The following is an 18,680-nucleotide window of genomic DNA, read 5'->3' on the forward strand; positions in this document are numbered from 1 at the left end:
CCCCGACGAACTACTTGCTTTACCGGTATCCGAGCCGGCTGGTGCAGGCCGGCCACGCACCCCAGCCCTGGCGGTCGCGGGTGACCTCGGCGATCGCGATCTGCTCTTCGCGGGTGGCAAGGTCGGCGCGCGGCGCGTAGCGCAGGCCGCCCTGACGCTCCCAGGTGTTCTGGTCGAACTGGACGCCGCCGTAGAAGCCGTTACCGGTGTTGATGGCCCAGTTGCCGGTGGCCTCGCACTGCGCGAGCGCGTCCCAGGTGGCCCCATTCGACACCGGCGGCACCTCGGTGCCGGGCTTGGTGCCCTTGCGGACCGTCTTCGGCTGCGACGGCGTGGTGACGTTCGCGCCCACCGGGTTGCGGCCGACCTCCTGGCCGTTGACCAGGTTCACCGAGAATGTGACGTCCTGGACGCCCGGCACGCCCGGGTTCTCCACGACGGTGCGGCTCTGGTTCAGAGTCGGATCTTCGATGACGTTCTCCGACGGCGGGAGCGGCACGGTCTCCACGCGGGTCTCGGTGCGACTGCGCGTGACCGCGATCTGCAGACCCTCGGTCAGCGGGGTGTCGGCGGCGGGTACGACGGTGTCGGCCTGCTGCAGCGGGACACCCTTCGCCGTGAGGAACTCGCCGACGGTCGGCGCGGCAAGCCGCACGTCCGTCGGGGCACCAATGCCATCGACCAGGTGAACGATCCGCGGGCTGAGCACGTCGAGCGTCGCGCCGTCGAGCGGGAGGCGCGCGCCACGCGACGCCGATACATGCACGTCGCCGGCGAGCTGGAACTGATTGAGCGCCTCGTCGACGGTCTGCGCGGTGGTCCACACCTTGCGCTCCTGCCCGTCGACGGTGAGCTCGACTTCGCGCGCGCGGCGGAGCACGACGGTGTCACCGTCGGAGATGTGCGACGCCAGTGCCGGCGCGACAACGTCGCGCTCGTGCACGTCGTAGCCAGCGGCATCCAACGCGCCTTCGACATCGCCGCTCATGGTGCCGACCGAGCGGGTTTCGCCGTCGACATCGACCGTGATGGTCTTGTGCTGAGCAATCGAGACACCGGCACCCACTGTGAGGGTGGCGAGGACTCCAGCCACCGACGCATACAGCATCGGCGAGCGCGCATTATTAATTCGCGAAATAACTGGCATAATTACGGGACGATAACGAGGCGGCCAAGGCGTGGCAACTTCTACCCGTTTAGCTCGATGTTTACTCATTACGAATCGGTATATCTCACCGATTCACAAATAACAAGCAAATACAGAGGTCAGAACGGCAATCGATAAACCCGCTCGGCATTTGCGGTGACGGTCTGTGCGAGCTCAGTGGGATCCTGGTCACGTAATGCCGCCAAGGCGCGAACCGTATAGGGCAGGCAGTACGGCTCGTTGGGCGCGCCACGGAATGGATGCGGCGTCAGAAACGGCGCGTCGGTCTCCACCAGAATCTGATCGTCCGGCACCAACTTCGCTGCTTCGTGCAGCTCACGGGCATTCCGGAAGCTCACCGAGCCGGAGAAGCTGAGGATGTAGCCCTCCTCGACACAGGCGTTCGCCATGTTCGCGTCCGAGGAGAAGCAGTGAAAGATCACGGCGCTCGGCGCGCCCTCGTCCAGCAGCACGGTCAGCAGATCGTGATCCGCGTCACGGTTGTGGATCATCAGGGGCTTCCTGAGCCGCTTCGCCAGGTCGATATGCCACCGGAACGCCTCGACCTGCTCCTCGACCTCGGCGCAGCCGTCGAGCTTGCCGGGCCAGTAGTAGTCCATGCCGGTCTCGCCGACCGCCACCACGCGCGGGTCACGAGCGAGCCGCTCGATCTCGGCCCTCGCTGCGTCGTCGAGGGCGTTTGCGCGGGTGGGATGCAGCGCCACCGCAGCGAACACCCGCTCGTCCCAGTGCGCGGCGTCGACGGCGAACTGCGCGGCCGCCAAGTCGTCGGCGATCGTCACCACCCGACCGACACCCACCGACTCGGCGCGGTCGACGATCTCCTTCACCGACGCGGCGTCGGTCGCGCCGCAGGCATCGAGGTGCGTGTGCGCGTCGACAAGCGGCGCGAGTGGCTCGGGGAGATCGGGCGCGGGGCGGGAACCGGGAGGCACGCCGATTAAAGTAGTCGCCACCATGACCACAGCCGAGAAGCCGCCCTTCTACATCACCACCGCGATCGCGTACCCCAACGGTGCGCCGCACATCGGGCACGCATACGAGTACATCTCCTCGGACGCCATCGCCCGGTTCAAGCGGCTCGACGGCTTCGACGTCTTCTTCATGACCGGCACCGACGTGCACGGGCAGAAGATGCAGCAGACCGCGACCGCCGAGGGCATTCCCGTGCAGGAACTCGCGACCCGCAACTCGGATGCGTTCGAGGCGATGGACAAGGTGCTCGACATCTCGTTCGACCGGTTCATCCGCACGATGGACGCAGACCACCACGTGGCGAGCAAGGCCATCTGGGAGCGGCTGCTGGCCAATGGCGACATCTATCTCGACACCTACGCCGGCTGGTACTCGGTGCGCGACGAGGCGTTCTACACCGAGGGCGAGACCACGCTGCTCGAGGACGGCACACGCGTGTCGACGGAATCGAACACGCCGGTCACCTGGACCGAGGAGTCGAGCTACTTCTTCCGGCTCTCCGCGTATCAGGACAAGCTGCTCGCGCTGTACGAGGAGCACCCGGAATTCCTCGAGCCTGCCACCCGACGCAACGAGATCACGAGCTTCGTACGCGGCGGGCTGAAGGACCTCTCCATCTCGAGGACCACGTTCGACTGGGGCGTTCCTGTCCCGGACCACCCCGAGCACGTCATGTACGTGTGGCTCGACGCGCTGACGAACTACCTCACCGGCGTCGGCTTCCCGGACACCGAATCGGCGGCATTCCAACGTTTCTGGCCCGCCGACCTGCACATCATCGGCAAGGACATCACCCGCTTCCACGCCGTTTACTGGCCGGCGTTCCTGATGTCCGCCGGGCTGGAGCTGCCCAAGCGCGTGTTCGTGCACGGGTTCCTCTACAACAAGGGCGAGAAGATGTCGAAGTCGGTCGGCAACGTCGTCGACCCCATCGAACTCGTCGAGCAGTATGGCCTCGACGCGGTGCGCTTCTTCCTGCTCCGCGAGATCTCGTACGGCCAGGACGGTAGCTACAGCCACGAGGCGATCGTCACCCGGATCAACGCTGATCTCGCCAACGAACTCGGCAACCTCGCGCAGCGCTCGCTGTCGATGATCGCCAAGAACTGCGACGGCAAGGTACCCACGCCCGGCGAATTCACCGCCGACGATCAGGCGCTACTCGACCTCGCGAACGGGCTGCTCGACCGCGTCCGCGCCGAATTCGATGTGCAGGCACTGCATCTCGCGTTGGAGGCGATCTGGCTCGCGCTCGGCGAGACCAACCGCTACTTCTCCGCGCAGGAGCCGTGGAAGCTGCGTAAGACCGACTTCGCGCGCATGGAGACCGTCCTCTACACCACCATCGAGATGGTGCGGATCGTGGCGCTCCTTGTGCAGCCGGTGATGCCGGAATCGGCGGGCAAGCTGCTCGACCTCCTCGGGCAGGAGGGCCGCGAGTTCACGGACATCGCAACGCCGATCAAGCCGGGAATCGAATTGCCCGCGCCGAGTGGAGTGTTCCCGCGTTATGTCGAGGACGAGTAGCCTCGAAATATGGTGTACGTCAGCGAGTTCGCCGCCGCGGGCCCGCTGACGTGCGACATTGCCGAGAACCTGTCGTGGAAGACGGGCGATTTCTCTTCGCGGATCTTCCTCATCGTGGGCGGTCGCCGATTGCTCGCGCAGAACCTGCCGCACTGCTGGGACGAGCTGAAAGTGCGCACCGGGACGCCAATCACGGTCACGACCGAGGGCGGCCGGCACCCCGCCGACGTTGAGGATCGGCGAGCTCTGCGCGAGTTCACCGACATGTTCCAGCGGCTGACGACGTGCTGAGCATCTCGCGATCGATCGGGGTGGTGCTCGCCGCCGTCGCGCTCACCGCTGTCCTGCTCAGTGGTCCCGCGCAGGCCGATTCCCTTCCTCCGCCGAATTGGTCCGGCCTGGACGTCACGTCGTACTCCGGCCCGATTCCGCACTCGGGAACGCTGATCGAACAGGTCCCGCTCGATCCGGCCCTGTCCCTCCCGAGCGCGGCGCCGGCCTACCGCATCCACTATTCGTCACCGGATATCCGCGGTTACCCGGCTACCAGCACCGGCGCGGTATTCCTGCCGAAGCAGCCGGCACCACCCGGTGGCTACCCGGTGATCGCCTGGGCACATGGCACAACCGGCCTCGGCGACGACTGCACGCCGTCCGCATTACCGCGGAGTGCCCGCGACACGGCCTACCTCTCGCACTGGCTCGACCAGGGCTACGCGGTGGTGTCCAGCGATTACGTCGGCCTCGGTACGCCGGGCCTGATGAGCTACCTCAGCGGCCGGGTCGAGGCAACCTCGATCGTGGACTCGGTAAAGGCGGCGCATCAACTCGGCCTGCCGCTGGCGAACCGATGGGCGATCGTCGGCCAGTCGCAGGGCGCGGGCGCGGCGCTGAACGCCGCCCAGCGCGCAACCGCGCTGACGGCGGGCACAGACCTGGACTACCGCGGGGTGGTCGCCACAGGTACTCCAGCCAACATCGAGACCGTTGTGGGCCTCGGCGGGCCGGGCTTCCCGCCCGTGACACTGCCAGCGGCGCTGAACGTGTACCTGGCCTACATCCTGGCCGGGTTCAGTGACGCCAGCGTCGATTTCAGCGTTCCTGCGGTACTCACGCCACGTGGGCGCGAGGTGCTGGAACTCGCGCGCACCGAGTGCTATCAGGACCTCGCCGATGCGTTGGCCGGCCAACGCGTCGGCGACTGGTTCGCCGCGCCGCTCTCCTCGATTCCATGGGTGCAGATGTCGCTGTCGCTGTACATGGGCACGCCGTTCACCGGTTACGACCGGCCGATCTTCCTCGGTCAGGGCCTGCGCGATGTCGATGTCCCGGCACCGTCGGCGCTGTCGCTGTATGCGCAGATGCGGGCCAACAACCAGCCCGTAGAGTTGCATATCTACCCGGACCAGGACCACAACGGCACGGTGCTGGCCTCGATACCGGATTCGACGCCGTTCCTCGCGCGGGTGCTCGCGCCCTAGCGCCGAGGGCGGCCCTCAGTCGACGTTGCGAGTGCTGATGTTGCGTCCCTGCATGTCCGGGGCGGCCTCGATGCCGTAGCTGATGAGGCGCTCGGGATGGACGCGGATGATCGCACCGTCGAATCCGCCAGCACGATCGCCGTAGGCCGAGTCGGTGGGTCGAGCGATTGCTTCTGCGTGCCCGCGGATTTCGAGGAATCGCGGTGTCCATGGATCGATGGAGGCGAGGTCATCGACGACGAAGGCGACGCGTCCGTTGTCGGAAACATTGCGGAACTTCTTGCTTCTCGCCATGTTGTGACCGGCGATGTCGATGGTCTTGGTGCCCTCGTTGTAGCGGAAGCCGACCGGGCTGACCTGCAGAGTGCCATCCGGCTGGGCCGTGGCCATCCGGCCGAGGCGCTGGCTGCTCAGGTAGTCCAGTTCGGCGTCGGTGAAAGTCATGGTGGCCCTTCGGTTGTCGCGCGAGTCGCGGGGTGTCAGCCGGTCTGGCGGGCAAGTCGAATAACAGGAATCACGCGATCTGTTTTGGTCTCGTATTTCGTAAAACGAGGCGAGGCGGTAATGATTTTGAGTTAGGCACATTCTCGCAACGTATGGGCGCTTAGCGGCAATAAACCGGCTCACGAGACCGAACAAATGGCCCTCGACCCGCCGTCGAGAAGGGCCATTTGCTCGTGATCACCGCGAGAGGGTGAGAGATCAGTCCTTACGCGCGGCGAGTACCGCGTCGTAGAGCTCCTTCTTCCCCACCCCGCCGGTGGCCACCTCGGCGCAGGCGTCCTTGAGTCGCATACCGGCCGCGACCAGCTTCTCGGCCCTCTCCACCAGCGATTCGGCGTCCACACTTTCGGGTTCGGCGCCCGCGAGCACGACGGTGATCTCGCCGCGCACGCCCTCGGCCGCCCACCCGGCGAGTTCGGCGAGGGTGCCGCGGCGGACTTCCTCGTAGGTCTTGGTCAGTTCCCGGCACACCGCGGCGCGACGCTCGGCGCCGAGGACCTCGACGGCGTCGGCCAGACAGTCGGCGAGCCGGTGCGGGGCCTCGAAGAACACTGCTGCCCGGCGCTCCGTGCGCAGCTCTGCCAGCCAGGTCCGGCGCTGGCCGGACTTGCGGGGCGGAAAGCCCTCGAAGCAGAACCGCTCGACCGGCAGCCCGGACAGCGCGAGTGCCGTGGTCACCGCCGACGGGCCGGGCAGACAGGTCACCGGGAGGTGCGCGTCAACGCATGCTACGACGAGCCGATAGCCCGGATCGCTCACCGACGGCATGCCGGCATCGGTGACCAGCAACACCGTCGCACCGCCCTCGATATCGGCGATCAGTCCCGGGGTGCGCTCGGCCTCCACATGGTCGTAGAAGCTCACCACCCGCCCGGTGATCTCGACGTCGAGCGAGCGCGCGAGCATCCGGGTGCGGCGGGTGTCCTCGGCGGCAACGACATCGGCGCTCGCCAGTGCGTCGCGCAGCCGTTGCGACGCGTCGCCGGGATCGCCCATCGGCGTCCCCGCAAGGACCAGCCGGCCCGGCGCACCCTCGTCGTCGTGTGCCATACGGCTCCCATCGCCTGGTCGGTCGGATTCTGCAAAGAGCATACGATCGAGGCGTGACGCAGCTGACGGACGAGCGACCCGCCCCCACCGTCACCACTTCCACTGTCCGGCCGGCTCCGCGCTGGCCAGATGCCAGCTTCGGCCCCACCGATACGAAGCGTGGCTGGATCGTCACGCTTGTCGTCACTGCGATCGCGGCCATCTCGCGGTTCGTGATGCTCAACTACCCCACCGACGCAGGCACGCCGGTATTCGACGAGAAGCACTACGCCCCGCAGGCCTGGCAGGTCGTGACCGGTGGCGGCGTGGAGGACAACCCCGGCTACGGCCTGGTCGTACACCCGCCGCTGGCCAAGCAGCTGATGGCGATCGGCGAGGCGATGTTCGGCTACGACGGCTGGGGCTGGCGTTTCGCGTCCGCTGTGGCCGGCACCGTGCTCGTGCTGCTCGTCGTCCGGATCACGCGACGCCTCACGCGCTCGACCATGATCGGCGCGATAGCGGGCCTGCTGCTGATCGCCGACGGCCTGACCTTCGTCTCGTCCCGCATCGGGATGCTCGACATCTTCACCGCACTGTTCGTCACCGCAGCGTTCGGTTGCCTCATCGTCGATCGCGACGATGTTCGGCTGCGCATGGCCCGCGTCGCCGTCGAGGGCCGCATCGCGCTCACTCCGTTCGGGCCACGCCACGGCGTGCGCTGGTGGCGGTTCGGCGCCGGCGTGTGCCTCGGCCTCGCGTGCGGCACCAAGTGGTCCGGCCTGTACTTCGTAGCCTTCTTCGGCGTGCTGTGCATTGCGTTCGATATCGCGGCGCGCCGCGCCTACCGGGTCGAACGCCCCTGGGTGGGCGCGCTGCGCCGCGACCTCCTGCCCGCACTGTGGGCACTGCTGGTGGTTCCGGTGCTGGTCTATCTGGCCACCTACGGGCCGTGGTTCGCCAGCGAGACTGGCGTCGAACGGCACGCCGTTGGCTCCAAGATCGGCACCGGCGGGGCATTCGGATTCATCCCCGACGCGCTGCGATCGCTCTGGTACTACTCCAGCGGCGTACTCGAATTCCATGAAGGACTGACCAATTCGGCGGGCAATCACCACCCGTGGGAATCGAAGCCCTGGACGTGGCCGATGGGCCTGCGGCCGATGCTCTACTACTACGCCGACGGCCCGGACGTGAGCGGCTGCGGCGGCTCGGAATGCGTCAAGGCGGTCATGCTGATCGGCACCCCGGCCCTCTGGTGGGTCGCGGTACCCGTGCTCGGGTGGGCGCTGTGGTGCACCGTGGTTCGGCGCGACTGGCGGTTCGCCGCGGTGCTGGTCGGCTATGCGGCGGCACTCGTGCCGTGGTTCTTCAGCCTCGACCGGCAGATGTACTACTTCTACGCGGTCGCAATGGCCCCGTTCTACGTGATGCTCGTGGCGATGGCGCTCGGCCAGGTCATCGGCAAGGCCCGAGCCGGAAAGGAACGCCGTAGCACCGGTCTGCTCGCGGTGTGCCTGTACCTCGGTGTCGTAATTGCGAATTTCGCCTGGCTCTACCCGATCCTCACCGCGCTGCCGATCAGCAACCACCTGTGGCACCAACAGTTGTGGCTGCCGAGCTGGCGGTAACCACACTGTGCCGTATCGAGCGCACCGCGCTCAGCGCAGGGCCGAGCGCACCAGTTGAATCGCGACGTCGGGCGCGATACCAAGTGTCCGAACGACCGCGGCGAAATCCGCGGCAGCCCGCGCCGCGGTGTCCATGGTGGGATCGCCGGTATCGGCGATGAATGTGCCTGCACGGCCGCGTGTCTCGATGACGCCGAGCTTCTCGAGATCCCGGTAGGCGCGCGCAACTGTATTGGGTGCAATACGCAGGTCCGCTGCCATGGCACGCACCGTGGGAATTTTGTTGCCCGCGCGCAGATCGCCTCCCCGCACCCCCTCGATGATGGCCAGGCGAAGCTGCTCATGCGGTGGGATGTGCGACGAATGGTTGATGACGATGGTTGGTTCGGGAGACGACATCGATATCACCATCACAAAGCAGCGACCGCGTCTGCGATCGTGGTATCGCCGGACGTCAGCACGAGGGTCTTACCCACGCTGGCCGGGGCATCGAGCAGAGCGACGATCACCGCGGCCACATCGGCCCGCGTCACGTTGCCGCGTTCGAGCGGCGGTTCGGTCAACGCGACCCGGCCGGTCGGCTCGTCGTCGATGAGGCGGCCCGGCCGCAGAATCGTGGAGTCGAGCCCGGACCTGCGACGCAGATCCTCCTCGGCCGCGGTTTTCGCGCGGACGTAGGCCTGCCAGGTTTCGTCCAGCTGCTCGTCGGGCTCCTCGCCGGCACCGAAGGCGCTGATCTGAATGAACCGGCGCACGTGCGTCTGCTCTGCGGCATCGGCCAGCAAAACCGAGGCCGCGCGGTCCACGGTGTCCTTGCGCGCGGGCCCGCTGCCAGGTCCGGCGCCGGCGGCGAACACCACCGCATCGGCTCCGGTCACCGCTGGTGTCACCTCGTCCAGACCCACCTGTTCGAGGTCGAGCACCCGCGGCTGGCCACCCCAGCGGGCCACCTCGTCGCCGTGATCCGGATTTCGGATCAAACCGATGGCCTCGTCGCCGCGATCGGCCAGTAGCCGGATGAGATGCCGGGCGATCTGGCCGTGTCCACCGGCAATGACGATCCGCGACATTCGTGCTCCTCTCGATCGACGCGGTGCGGTGTTGGCAGAATGGCGGCCATGCCACAGGACGCCACGATCTACCACAACCCGCGCTGCAGCACGTCTCGAAATGTACTCGAGGCGATCCGGGCTACGGGTGTAGAACCGACGATTGTCGAGTACCTCAAAACGCCGCCGTCACGAGACGGGCTGCGCAAACTTCTCGACGATGCGGGGCTGAAGCCTAGCGAAGCAGTACGCAAGCGCGAGGCGCTTTACACAGAACTCGGCCTTGCCGACGCGGACGAGGAAACCATCTTCGCGGCGATGGCAGATAACCCGATCCTGATCGAGCGGCCGATCGTGGTGACCGACAAGGGCACCCGCCTCGCGCGCCCGGCTGCCACTGTGGAGGAGATCCTCTAGGGCATGCCTCCCAATCTCACTCGGATGGACCTGTCAGGACAATCGTCGCCCTGTAAGGCGGAGGAGAAGTCGATACCGGGGTTGTATCGACGCCGACGACAACGCAGCAGGGCGGCGATTGAACGCCAGGGGCGCCGAGAAGAGATTGGGAGGTATGACCTAAAGCCGGTCCCGCGCAATTGGGCAGGACATACAGCGCGGCCCGCCTCGGCCCGAGCCGAGCTCGGAGCCGCTGATCCGAAGCACCTCGATACCGGACGCCTCGAGCCTGGCGTTGGTCTCGACATTGCGCTCGTAGGCGACGACAACACCCGGCGAGATCGCCAGGGTGTTGTTGCCGTCGTCCCACTGCTCGCGTTCGGCGGTGACGCTGTCCAGGCCGGTGTCGATCACGCGCAGCTTGCCGATGCCCATCGCCTCGGCAGCCGCCTCGAGGAACGGGTCCGCGCCGCGAATGCTCACGTCGTCGTCCTCGCGGCGAATGGTGAACGCGGTCAACGTGTCCTGAATCGCGGGATACATCACCACCGCGTCGACGTCGACCATCGTGCAGACGGTGTCGAGGTGCATCGAGGCCCTGTTCTGTGCGATCGGCACCACCAGGACGGTGTGCGCGAGATCGTCGTCGAACAGGCTGCGCGCCAACGCCTCCGCCCCGGCAGGGGTGGTCCGCTCGCCGACGCCTACCGCCACCACCCCGGGCGAGAGCAGCAGCACGTCGCCGCCTTCCATCGGTGCGGTGTGCGACTCGTACGCGCGCCGCACACCGAGGAAGCGTGGGTGGAACGCGTAGATCAGATCGGTGAGCGAGGTTTCCCGTACTCGCGCCGGAAGCGCGAGCGAGGTGATCGCAACGCGGTCACCGATCCACACCGACGAGTCGCGCGTGAACAGCAGATTCGGCAGCGGGTCGATGACGAAATCGCCGCCATGGTGCATGCGGCGAACCAGTGACGTGCCACTCGGCCCGAACGGCAACTCGTCGAACGTCATTCCGGCAGTGAGCACGACCGCGAGTTCCTCCGGCGGAACGCCACGCAGGTGGGCGGCAAGTTCGTCCGCCAGCGCGTGCCCGAGCCGGCGCGGGTTGACCGCCGCGCCGATGCCCTGAATACGCGCCGCGCCGCTGGCCTCGATGGTCTCGGTGAGCACGTCGCGCAGCAGCAGCACTTCCACGCCGTGGCCGCGCAGCAGTTCGGCGAATATGTCGTGTTCCTCCTGCGCCCGGTCCACCCACGGGACGCCGTCGAAGAGCAGCTGATCATTGTTGCGGGGTGTCAGGCGGCGCAACTCGTCGCCCGGGCGATGCAGCAGCACCGCGCGCAAACGGCCCACCTCGGAGTTCGCGCCGAGTACGAGATCGGGACCGCGGTCCGCGTTCATGGTCAAACAGTATCCCGGCGAGCCACGATGGCGTCGTATTCACTTTGCAACGCCTCGGCAAGGACGCGCAGGTCGGGCGTCGTCGCTGGATCCGCGACGATCACGCTTGTCATGGTCCCCGCATACGACAGTGCAATGAACGCCACAGTGACGTTGCCACCGCCGCCTACCGACAGCGGGACCAGGTCGACAATCGGAAACCCCGCGAAACGCAACCGGTCCGGCGGTCCCGGCACGTTGGACATGACCGTGTGAATCTGGTGCTGCCGCTTGGCATACCAGTCGTAAAGCCCGACCCGGGCGATGAACTCGAAGATGAGTGCCACGAGCGCCGGGACCGAGCCGCTCGATACCCGATTCTTCTCGGTGCGCATGGTCGCCGAGATCGATTGCATCCGTTCATCGATCGGGCTCGGCCCGGGCAGTGTCACAGAGACGGGGACGGTCCGGTTGTCGAGCGTTGTTCGGGCTCGGGCGACCGGTGCCGCAATCGGTACTCCAGCCTGGATGCCCGGCACGGATTCGCCTCGGGTGCGAAGCAATTCGTGCAGGGCACCCGTCACCGCAGCGAGGTACGCGTCGTTGATCGTGCCGCCCCGCGCGTGCGCGGCATTGCGTAGAGCGCCGACGTCGGAGCGCACCACGGCCAGCTTGCGCCTGCTGCTCGTCGGCTGCAGCAGTGAGCAGGGCTGTGCCCGGGCGGTTCGGAACCCTGCGATCGATGGCCGCTCCGATCGTGGTTTCCGCCTCCGAAGCTTGCGCGCAAACTGGGCCACTGCCCGACCTCGGCGGCGCTGGGCGTCCAGGAACAGGTCTCGTCTGCTCGGCGCGGGTCGCGGGAACTCCGCCGCAGGTTGTCCGAAGCCGGGGTCGACGAGCCGCGCTAGGGCCAGAACCCCGCCAATGCCGTCGACGAGCACATGGTCGATCACGAAGATCAGCGCCGCTCGCTCGTGCTCGAGCCCGGTGACGAACACGGCGGCCCACCCGGGGCGGTCCTCGGGCAGCCGTCGGGCGAGCACATCGGCCGCGATATCGAGCAGCGCGGCCTCATCGCCGGGAGCCGGGCACTCGACATGCCGGATGTGCCGGATCGGATCGAAACCCGCATCATCGACCCACACCGGATAGCCACACAGCGGCGGCGCGCGACGCAACCGCTGGCACAGCCGCTCGATAGTGCTGACCCGCTGCGCGAGCAGGTCTCGCGCAGCGGCGAGATCGAACCTGCCGTGCGTGTCGAGCACAAGCACGCCACCCAACTGCTCAGGCACCGAACTGGTTCCCATGGCGTGCATCGCCAGGTCGGCCGGTCCGGCCCGATCGATAAGTGCCTGCGTCAGGGTGCCCACCTGCCCTTCGAGCGGTCGTTATTCGAGCTCGCGCAGATCCACGCTCATGAGCTCGGGAATCCTGCGCAGGTCGTGGGGAGTGATGCGGATCGTTTCGAGTTGCGCGAGTGCCCGGCGCAGCACAGCGAGGAGTTCGTCACGAAACGCCGGCGTCGTCGCCGGATCGTCCATCAACGCAATGATCTTCCGCGCCCGGCGCAGGGCGACTCGCTCGCCGCTGCGGAAGTTGTCCAGACCGATGGCGCGGGCGCGGGCGTCGGCGCGCAGCCAGGTGTCCCAGGCGGTGTTGACGCGCTTCTCGAACCGCGCGAGGTCGGCCGCCGTCATCCCGTCCTCGCCGAGCGGGTGCTGTGCCGCCGAGATCCTGGCGGCTTCCCAGGCGCGGTGGTACTCGCCGATCACCGGGTCGTTCTGGTCGAGCAGCAGGGGCCGGGTGAGAAACAGCGACTCGGGGTCGGTGACGAAGGCCAGCCACTCGTCGTCGAGTTGTGTGAGAGCGGCCTGAGCGTCGAGCCAGCGCTGCGCGAGGTCACCGTCGTCGGGCGGGGCCGGCGTGCGGACGGGTTTGGGATCGTCCCGCTCCGGGACGAGGGTCGCCACAACGAAGATGCCTATGGCTCCGACGACGACCAGCAGCACCGGGAGCCGGACCACGAATGGAAGGACGAAGGCGAGCAGGAGCACCGCGCCGGAAACTCGCACCCAGCGCGGCCGTGCCCCGTCGTGCCCGGACGCCATGGTCTCGATGCTAACCAGCACAGCCGCTCCGCACCGCGCGAAAATCAGGCCGCGCCGTGCGACGGGCAATGCCGAAAACCTCGACTAATGTTGAGCTATCGGGATCTCGCGGAAGGACGAACGATGCCCATGCCGGACTGGAAGGTCAAGGAACTCACGCCCGGCCAGCTGGCAGAACGCAGCGGGGTCGCGGTCTCGGCGTTGCATTTCTACGAGCGCGAAGGGCTGATCACCAGCCGCCGCACGAGTGGCAATCAGCGTCGCTACCACCGCGAGACGCTGCGGCGGGTGGCGTTCATCCGGATCTCGCAACGGGTCGGCATTCCCCTGGCCGAAATCCGCGCGGCACTGGAAACTCTGCCCGAGGGACGCACGCCTACCCGCAAGGACTGGGCGCGGCTGTCCACCACCTGGAAGGACGGACTCGACGAGCGCATCACCCAGCTGACCCGGCTGCGCGATGACCTGACCGGGTGTATCGGTTGCGGCTGCCTGTCCCTGGCAAGTTGCACGCTCGTGAACAGCCATGACCGACTGGGCGAATGGGGACCGGGCGCGCGGGTGCTCGATGTAGAGCTGAACGCGCCGTAGTTCCTCCGCTGGCTTGCCGGAAATTTCGGGACGGCTCGCCGTCGTCAGGCCGGCGGCAGGAACCGGTTGAACCGGTTGTTCGCCCACTGCATGACGAACTCGTAGGGCGGCGCGAACTTGCGCGCCCACCAGTAGCCGAAGCGGATGTCGTTCGACGTGTAGATCAGGTACTTGTTGCGCTCGACGCCCTTGATGATCGACTTCGCCGCGTCCTCCGGTGACACCGCGCGCTTGTCGAACGCGTGTACATAGCGCTGCACCTTCGGATCGTTCATATCCACGCCGGCCACCTCGAAGGTGTCCATCAGTGGGGTGCGTACCGCGCCCGGGACGACGAGGTGCACAGAGATGCGGTGCCGCTTGAGGTCGAAACGCAGCACCTCGGAGATGCCGCGCACGCCGAACTTGCTGGCGCTGTAGGCCGCGTGCCATGGCAGCGCGAGCAGACCAGCCGCCGATGACACGTTCACCAGGGCGCCGCCGCGGCGAGCCTCGATCATCGGCGGCACGAAACATTCGATGACGTGGATCGGGCCCATCAGGTTGACGTCGACCATCGCCTGCCAGTGCCGGTGCTCGAGGTTCTCGACCGTGCCCCAGGCCGAGATACCGGCGACATTCATCACCACGTCGAGGCTGCCGAACTGCTGGTAGACCTCTTTGGCGAAGCCGCTCACCGCGTCGTAGTCGGAGATGTCGAGCGCCTTGGTGAGGCTCACGGTGCCGCCCTTGGCGACGACGAGCTCGACCGTCTCGGCCAGGCCCTTCTCGTTGATATCGGTAAGGAAGAGTTCGGCGCCCTTGGCTGCCGCGGCGACCGCAGTCGCGCGCCCGATGCCACTGGCCGCGCCGGTGATTAGGGTCTTCTTCTCGTTGAGGGTTCCGATCACGGTTCGTCCTATCGCGTTCGGCGCCGGGGCATGTTCGTCAAAGGTACATCGCGTGACGGGTGACGATACGGGACTCGGCACCGGGTCGCGCCGCCGCGCGAGAATCGGTACATCCGCGCAGGAAGTGCCCATGTTTGCGGCCGAAGTGTTACGCGCCGAGCGCCGAGAGCATGCCGTCGACCGACGCGGGCCAGCCGAACTCTTCGGCCCGCTGCCGGGCGGCGAGCCGGCGCTGCGGCACCGGACGCGCGGCCACCTCACTGATCGCGCCCGCGAACGCGGTGGCGGAGTCGAGGGCGACAGCGCCACTGTCCGCGGTGACGATGTCGGCGAGCGCTGACGATCTGCTCGCCACGACCGGGGTGCCCGCCGCAAGCGCCTCCAGCGCCGCGAGACCGAATGTCTCGTGCGGACCCGGCGCGAGGGCGACATCGGCCGTCGCGAGCAGGGTGGCCAGGTGTGCACGATCGTCGATGAATCCGGTGAAGTGCACGGGCAGCCCCTCGGCACGGCGTTCCAGCGCTGCCCGGCGTGGCCCGTCCCCCGCGACGACGAGCCGCGCGCACAGCCCCGCCCGGGTCAGCGCGGCCACCGCGCCGATGCTTCGGTCGGCCCGCTTCTCCACCGACAGCCGGCCGCAGTGCACGAGAAGCAGGTCGTTCCCGGCGAGCCGGTCGCGCAACAGCCCGTCGTGGCGATGGGGCGCGAACAGCTCGAGGTCGACGCCAAGCGGAACCAACCGGACATTGGGTGTGTCGATGCGAGCGAACTCCCGGCGCGCGAAATCGGTGGTGCACACGACGGTGTCGTAGTCAATCGCGCTGTGCCGGTTCGCGATATCGGCCATGTGCCGCGCCGCCGGGCCGGGCAGGAACTGGCCGAGCAGGCGATCGAGCCGCTCGTGGGAGATCATCACCGACCCAATGTCGCGGCGACGAGCCCAGCGGCCGAACCCGCGCAGTGTCAGCCGGTCCGATACCTCGAGCGCGTCGGGGCGCAGCGCTGCCAGCACGTCAGCGACCCGACGCGGGTCAGCGGCACGGTAGCCGCCGGTGAACGGCAATTGCGGCGCGGGCAGCGTGATCCGGGTGACCCCGCTCGGCAGTGTCTCCTCACCGGCCCGTTCACCGGGCACGATGAGCACGACCTCGTGTCCACGTTGCTGATACCCGGCACCGAGGTGATTGAGCGCCGTCCGTAGGCCGCCCGATCGCGGGCCGTAAAAGTTCGCGAGCTGCACGATCCGCACCGGCCCATGGTTCGTGAGCCGGGATACGGCAGCGACAACGGCCGATTAACGGCGATGGAAGATTCGAAGCCACGCTTTCGACCGGGCTACCGAGCTACGGACCGCCGTCGCTGGGCGGCTCCGCAGGCTCCGCGGCGGCGCCGGTGTCGGGCGCATCGAGCCGATGAAGTTCGCTGTCGGACAGGACCAGTCCGGCCGCAGCGACATTGGTGCGCACGTGGCTGACCCTGGTGGTGCCGGGGATCGGGACGACCGGCACGCCATGTACCCGCTCGCGCTGGTGGACCCAGGCCAGCGCAACCTGACCGATCGCGACCTCGTGCGCACGGGCGATCTCGGCGAGCGCTTCGTGCAGGTCGGTGTTCTCGTCGGGCGCCGCCCGGTGCAGCAGTCCGTGGCCGTTCGGGGAGTGCGGCACAACAACCACACCGAGTTCGGCCGCTGTCGGAAGCAACCGCTGTTCGATATCGCGATGGACCAGCGACCACTCCTCCTGTAGCGCGGCGATCTGGTGCACTTCGTGCGCCCGACGCAGATCGTCGGCCGTGACATTCGACAGTCCGATCGCGCGGACCTTTCCCTGTTCGATCAGGCCGGCCATCGCGCCGACCGTCTCCTCGATCGGCACCGTCTCACTGCGATGGTGCAGGTAGTACAGGTCGATCACCTCAACATCGAGTCGCCGGAGGCTCGCGTCACAGGCCTGTCGCAGGTAGTGCGGATCGGCGCGAACGTCGAAGCCCCCGGCCTCGTCGAAAACCAGCCCAAACTTGCTGGCGAGCAACACGTCCTCCCGGCGGCCACGAATCGCGCGGCCGACGAGTTCCTCGGTCCGGTAGACGTCGGCGGTGTCCACCATCGTGACACCGGCATCGAGAGCGGCTCGCACGACGGCGACGGGGTCGCGATCCGCGTCGCCGAGGGTGTCGGCGTTCAACCGCATCGCCCCGAATCCCTGGCGGCCGAACGCATCCCGGCTAAGTCCCGCATGTCTTCCCGGCTCGGTGATCGACATGGCACGCAGCCTAGGCCCTCAACCGCACTCGAGGTCCAGCCCCGCTGCGTCGGCGGCCGCGCGATAGGCGACTGCGAGTGTGTCGACCGTGTCATGGGCATTTAGCCCACTCGGATTCGGCACAACCCACACCGCAGCGCCGCCGATCTGCCGGGACTGCAGCCCCGTGCGCGCGGTGCGCTCACCGAACGCCGTGCGGTAGGCGGTGACTCCGGCGACCGCGACCACCCGCGGACGTACCCGTTCGACGGTCCTCGTCAGCGCGGCGACTCCGTCACGCAGTTCCGCGGCGCCGACCTCATCCGCCCGCGCGGTGGCCCGCGGAACGAGGTTGGTGATGCCGACACCGCGGGCGATCAGTAGCTCGCGGTCCGCATCCGACATTCCGCCGGACGGATCGATCTGCCGCTCGGTGATGCCCGCCCGGTACAGCGCCGGATAGAACCGGTTGCCCGGGCGCGCGAAATGCGCGTTGACCGCGGCCGTCCACAGTCCGGGGTTGATGCCGACGAAAAGCAGCGCGCAGTCCGGGCCGATCAGATCGTCGATGACCGCATCACGAAACGACTCGAGCTGCGCGCGCGTGAAACCCATGCCGGCGTCAGACGTCGACCAGCAGGGCGATACCGCCGACCAGCAGCGCGATCACCTTGAGCACCTCGAGGCCCACGTACCAGTAGTGCGCGTGGGAGCGCGGCGCATCGTCGCCGGCGAGGACGGCATCGGAGCGGCGAGTCAACCGCGGCCGGACGATGAGAACCTGCACCAGCAGCACGCCCATTGCGACCCACAGTTCCGCCGGAGTCCCCGACGACGGCCCGTCCGCGAAAACCGCAACCGTGATGGCCACCGCGAGCACGACCTCCACGGCGTTCAACGCGCGAAAGACCAGCCGGCCGATGCCGAGCCCGAGTGGGATGGTGATGCCGGGGGCACGGAACTTGAGCGGCGCCTCGAGGAACGAGATCGCCAGCACCATTCCGAGCCAGACGAAGGTAGCTGCTATGGCAACCGCGGTACCCGCATTCATTCGCAATCCCCTTACCGAGGCTCACAGTGAACCCCGGATCAGCATCATGCCGAATGCGGGTGCGCGGCAGCCACTAATTGGTCAAGTGACCGAGACTCGTGCGGCGGGATCCTCGGTGCGGACAATGTCGCCGAAGCGCTGCACAAATTGTGCATACGCCGTGTATGCCTGCGCCAATCCGCCGAAGCGCCCTGGGGTGCGATCTATTTCGATATAGCCGGTGGACATCGCGCCGAGGCTGGCGATCGTCACATGGAAGGTCAGGTCGTTCACGGAGTCGTCGACGCTATGCACCGAGAAGGTCGGATGGCTGCCGTCGAATCCGTCAAAGCGGACCGCGGTTCCATTGAATTCGCCGGTCTCGGCGACGAATTCGGAGATTTCCGCGAGCCGCGGCCCAGACAGGCGCGTCGTGATTGCGATGGATGAATTGTTCGAGTCGTGCAGGATTGCCATTGGGGATACTCCACGGTCGGCTGGGTACTGGCACCTAGTTCCACTTGCGTATGCCGGGCCGGTACCCCTCGCACTGCTCAAACCGTTCCGACTACCTCCACTGTCGTGCGTACCGGACGTTTTGTTTCGCCTTCAACCAAAGAAATATCGTCACGATCGAATAACGGCGACCTTTCATGCGGGCAACAACAATTC

At 67.1% G+C, this 18,680-nt stretch carries 21 protein-coding genes; 6 read left to right on the forward strand and 15 right to left on the reverse strand.

Annotated elements, in window-relative coordinates; all coding sequences use genetic code 11:
* Nucleotides 1–19 precede the first annotated feature (19 nt).
* Nucleotides 20–1,147: a resuscitation-promoting factor gene (locus tag A8G08_RS11025; RefSeq protein ID WP_068273670.1), complete on the reverse strand. Its 1,128-nt coding sequence runs from the start codon at nt 1,145–1,147 to the stop codon at nt 20–22.
* Nucleotides 1,148–1,266: 119 nt separating this feature from the next.
* Nucleotides 1,267–2,103: a TatD family hydrolase gene (locus tag A8G08_RS11030; RefSeq protein ID WP_245672777.1), complete on the reverse strand. Its 837-nt coding sequence runs from the start codon at nt 2,101–2,103 to the stop codon at nt 1,267–1,269.
* Nucleotides 2,104–2,125: 22 nt separating this feature from the next.
* Between A8G08_RS11030 and metG the strand changes: the two genes are divergently transcribed.
* The 3 genes from metG to A8G08_RS11045 are packed head-to-tail and all read left to right on the forward strand — an operon-like array spanning nt 2,126 to nt 5,151.
* Nucleotides 2,126–3,670, forward strand: a complete 1,545-nt coding sequence (gene metG, locus A8G08_RS11035; protein ID WP_068273672.1) for a methionine--tRNA ligase — start codon at nt 2,126–2,128, stop codon at nt 3,668–3,670.
* A 9-nt stretch (nt 3,671–3,679) separates the two neighbouring features.
* Entirely contained in the window at nt 3,680–3,961 is a 282-nt protein-coding gene (locus A8G08_RS11040) for a hypothetical protein (protein WP_068273674.1), read from the forward strand.
* Nucleotides 3,955–5,151, forward strand: coding sequence for an alpha/beta hydrolase family protein (locus A8G08_RS11045; RefSeq protein WP_068273676.1), 1,197 nt, complete (start codon nt 3,955–3,957; stop codon nt 5,149–5,151). The genes A8G08_RS11040 and A8G08_RS11045 overlap by 7 nt, the downstream gene beginning before the upstream one ends.
* Nucleotides 5,152–5,166: 15 nt before the next feature.
* Here the strand turns inward: A8G08_RS11045 and A8G08_RS11050 are convergent, their stop codons facing one another.
* On the reverse strand, nt 5,167–5,595 hold the full coding sequence (locus A8G08_RS11050; RefSeq protein WP_068273678.1) for a PPOX class F420-dependent oxidoreductase: 429 nt from the start codon (nt 5,593–5,595) through the stop codon (nt 5,167–5,169).
* 258 nt (nt 5,596–5,853) lie between these two features.
* A complete protein-coding gene (rsmI, locus tag A8G08_RS11055) occupies nt 5,854–6,705 on the reverse strand; it encodes a 16S rRNA (cytidine(1402)-2'-O)-methyltransferase (protein ID WP_068273680.1) in 852 nt (283 codons plus the stop codon).
* Nucleotides 6,706–6,758: 53 nt separating this feature from the next.
* On the opposite strand from rsmI, the gene A8G08_RS11060 reads away from it, so the two are divergent.
* A complete protein-coding gene (locus A8G08_RS11060) occupies nt 6,759–8,315 on the forward strand; it encodes a dolichyl-phosphate-mannose--protein mannosyltransferase (RefSeq protein WP_068273681.1) in 1,557 nt (518 codons plus the stop codon).
* A 30-nt stretch (nt 8,316–8,345) separates the two neighbouring features.
* Here the strand turns inward: A8G08_RS11060 and A8G08_RS11065 are convergent, their stop codons facing one another.
* Both A8G08_RS11065 and A8G08_RS11070 read right to left on the reverse strand, forming a co-directional pair.
* Nucleotides 8,346–8,714 (reverse strand): GntR family transcriptional regulator, encoded by a 369-nt coding sequence (locus A8G08_RS11065; protein WP_068273748.1) that lies wholly within the window; start codon nt 8,712–8,714, stop codon nt 8,346–8,348.
* Between the two features lie 11 nt (nt 8,715–8,725).
* Nucleotides 8,726–9,385: an SDR family oxidoreductase gene (locus A8G08_RS11070; protein ID WP_068273683.1), complete on the reverse strand. Its 660-nt coding sequence runs from the start codon at nt 9,383–9,385 to the stop codon at nt 8,726–8,728.
* 48 nt (nt 9,386–9,433) lie between these two features.
* On the opposite strand from A8G08_RS11070, the gene arsC reads away from it, so the two are divergent.
* Nucleotides 9,434–9,781, forward strand: a complete 348-nt coding sequence (gene arsC, locus A8G08_RS11075) for an arsenate reductase (glutaredoxin) (protein ID WP_187344461.1) — start codon at nt 9,434–9,436, stop codon at nt 9,779–9,781.
* Between the two features lie 159 nt (nt 9,782–9,940).
* Here arsC and arcA read toward each other — a convergent pair whose 3' ends face one another.
* From arcA to A8G08_RS11090, 3 genes are read right to left on the reverse strand one after another with little or no spacing between them, the layout of a single operon-like run.
* Nucleotides 9,941–11,164, reverse strand: coding sequence for an arginine deiminase (gene arcA, locus A8G08_RS11080; protein WP_068273687.1), 1,224 nt, complete (start codon nt 11,162–11,164; stop codon nt 9,941–9,943).
* A gap of 2 nt (nt 11,165–11,166) precedes the next feature.
* A complete protein-coding gene (locus tag A8G08_RS11085) occupies nt 11,167–12,516 on the reverse strand; it encodes a wax ester/triacylglycerol synthase domain-containing protein (RefSeq protein ID WP_068273689.1) in 1,350 nt (449 codons plus the stop codon).
* Nucleotides 12,517–12,534: 18 nt separating this feature from the next.
* Complete coding sequence (locus tag A8G08_RS11090; protein ID WP_157108513.1) at nt 12,535–13,275, reverse strand: hypothetical protein; 741 nt, start codon at nt 13,273–13,275, stop codon at nt 12,535–12,537.
* A gap of 102 nt (nt 13,276–13,377) precedes the next feature.
* On the opposite strand from A8G08_RS11090, the gene soxR reads away from it, so the two are divergent.
* Nucleotides 13,378–13,845 (forward strand): redox-sensitive transcriptional activator SoxR, encoded by a 468-nt coding sequence (soxR, locus tag A8G08_RS11095; protein WP_068273750.1) that lies wholly within the window; start codon nt 13,378–13,380, stop codon nt 13,843–13,845.
* Between the two features lie 44 nt (nt 13,846–13,889).
* On the opposite strand, the gene A8G08_RS11100 is transcribed toward soxR, so the two are convergent.
* From A8G08_RS11100 to A8G08_RS11125, 6 genes are all read right to left on the reverse strand, one after another.
* On the reverse strand, nt 13,890–14,735 hold the full coding sequence (locus tag A8G08_RS11100) for an SDR family oxidoreductase (RefSeq protein ID WP_068273693.1): 846 nt from the start codon (nt 14,733–14,735) through the stop codon (nt 13,890–13,892).
* Between the two features lie 148 nt (nt 14,736–14,883).
* Nucleotides 14,884–15,984: a glycosyltransferase gene (locus A8G08_RS11105; RefSeq protein WP_068273695.1), complete on the reverse strand. Its 1,101-nt coding sequence runs from the start codon at nt 15,982–15,984 to the stop codon at nt 14,884–14,886.
* Between the two features lie 94 nt (nt 15,985–16,078).
* Nucleotides 16,079–16,999, reverse strand: a complete 921-nt coding sequence (locus A8G08_RS11110; RefSeq protein ID WP_157108514.1) for an aldo/keto reductase — start codon at nt 16,997–16,999, stop codon at nt 16,079–16,081.
* 18 nt (nt 17,000–17,017) lie between these two features.
* Nucleotides 17,018–17,593, reverse strand: a complete 576-nt coding sequence (locus A8G08_RS11115) for a mismatch-specific DNA-glycosylase (protein WP_068273697.1) — start codon at nt 17,591–17,593, stop codon at nt 17,018–17,020.
* A gap of 7 nt (nt 17,594–17,600) precedes the next feature.
* Entirely contained in the window at nt 17,601–18,029 is a 429-nt protein-coding gene (locus A8G08_RS11120) for a hypothetical protein (RefSeq protein ID WP_068273699.1), read from the reverse strand.
* Between the two features lie 81 nt (nt 18,030–18,110).
* Complete coding sequence (locus A8G08_RS11125; RefSeq protein WP_068273701.1) at nt 18,111–18,485, reverse strand: hypothetical protein; 375 nt, start codon at nt 18,483–18,485, stop codon at nt 18,111–18,113.
* Nucleotides 18,486–18,680: the final 195 nt, after the last annotated feature.

The sequence above is a fragment of the Aldersonia kunmingensis genome (genome assembly GCF_001646865.1).
GTDB lineage: Bacteria > Actinomycetota > Actinomycetes > Mycobacteriales > Mycobacteriaceae > Aldersonia > Aldersonia kunmingensis.

Excerpts from the sequence above, each read along its gene's own strand:
- A8G08_RS11040 (WP_068273674.1), top strand. The coding sequence starts at position 3,680 with ATGGTGTACGTCAGCGAGTTCGCCGCCGCGGGCCCGCTGACGTGCGAC.
- soxR (WP_068273750.1), top strand. The coding sequence starts at position 13,378 with ATGCCCATGCCGGACTGGAAGGTCAAGGAACTCACGCCCGGCCAGCTG.
- arcA (WP_068273687.1), bottom strand. The coding sequence starts at position 11,164 with ATGAACGCGGACCGCGGTCCCGATCTCGTACTCGGCGCGAACTCCGAG.
- A8G08_RS11025 (WP_068273670.1), bottom strand. The coding sequence starts at position 1,147 with ATGCCAGTTATTTCGCGAATTAATAATGCGCGCTCGCCGATGCTGTAT.
- A8G08_RS11110 (WP_157108514.1), bottom strand. The coding sequence starts at position 16,999 with ATGTCGATCACCGAGCCGGGAAGACATGCGGGACTTAGCCGGGATGCG.
- A8G08_RS11125 (WP_068273701.1), bottom strand. The coding sequence starts at position 18,485 with ATGGCAATCCTGCACGACTCGAACAATTCATCCATCGCAATCACGACG.
- A8G08_RS11115 (WP_068273697.1), bottom strand. The coding sequence starts at position 17,593 with ATGGGTTTCACGCGCGCGCAGCTCGAGTCGTTTCGTGATGCGGTCATC.
- metG (WP_068273672.1), top strand. The coding sequence starts at position 2,126 with ATGACCACAGCCGAGAAGCCGCCCTTCTACATCACCACCGCGATCGCG.
- rsmI (WP_068273680.1), bottom strand. The coding sequence starts at position 6,705 with ATGGCACACGACGACGAGGGTGCGCCGGGCCGGCTGGTCCTTGCGGGG.
- arsC (WP_187344461.1), top strand. The coding sequence starts at position 9,434 with ATGCCACAGGACGCCACGATCTACCACAACCCGCGCTGCAGCACGTCT.
- A8G08_RS11050 (WP_068273678.1), bottom strand. The coding sequence starts at position 5,595 with ATGACTTTCACCGACGCCGAACTGGACTACCTGAGCAGCCAGCGCCTC.
- A8G08_RS11070 (WP_068273683.1), bottom strand. The coding sequence starts at position 9,385 with ATGTCGCGGATCGTCATTGCCGGTGGACACGGCCAGATCGCCCGGCAT.
- A8G08_RS11065 (WP_068273748.1), bottom strand. The coding sequence starts at position 8,714 with ATGTCGTCTCCCGAACCAACCATCGTCATCAACCATTCGTCGCACATC.
- A8G08_RS11120 (WP_068273699.1), bottom strand. The coding sequence starts at position 18,029 with ATGAATGCGGGTACCGCGGTTGCCATAGCAGCTACCTTCGTCTGGCTC.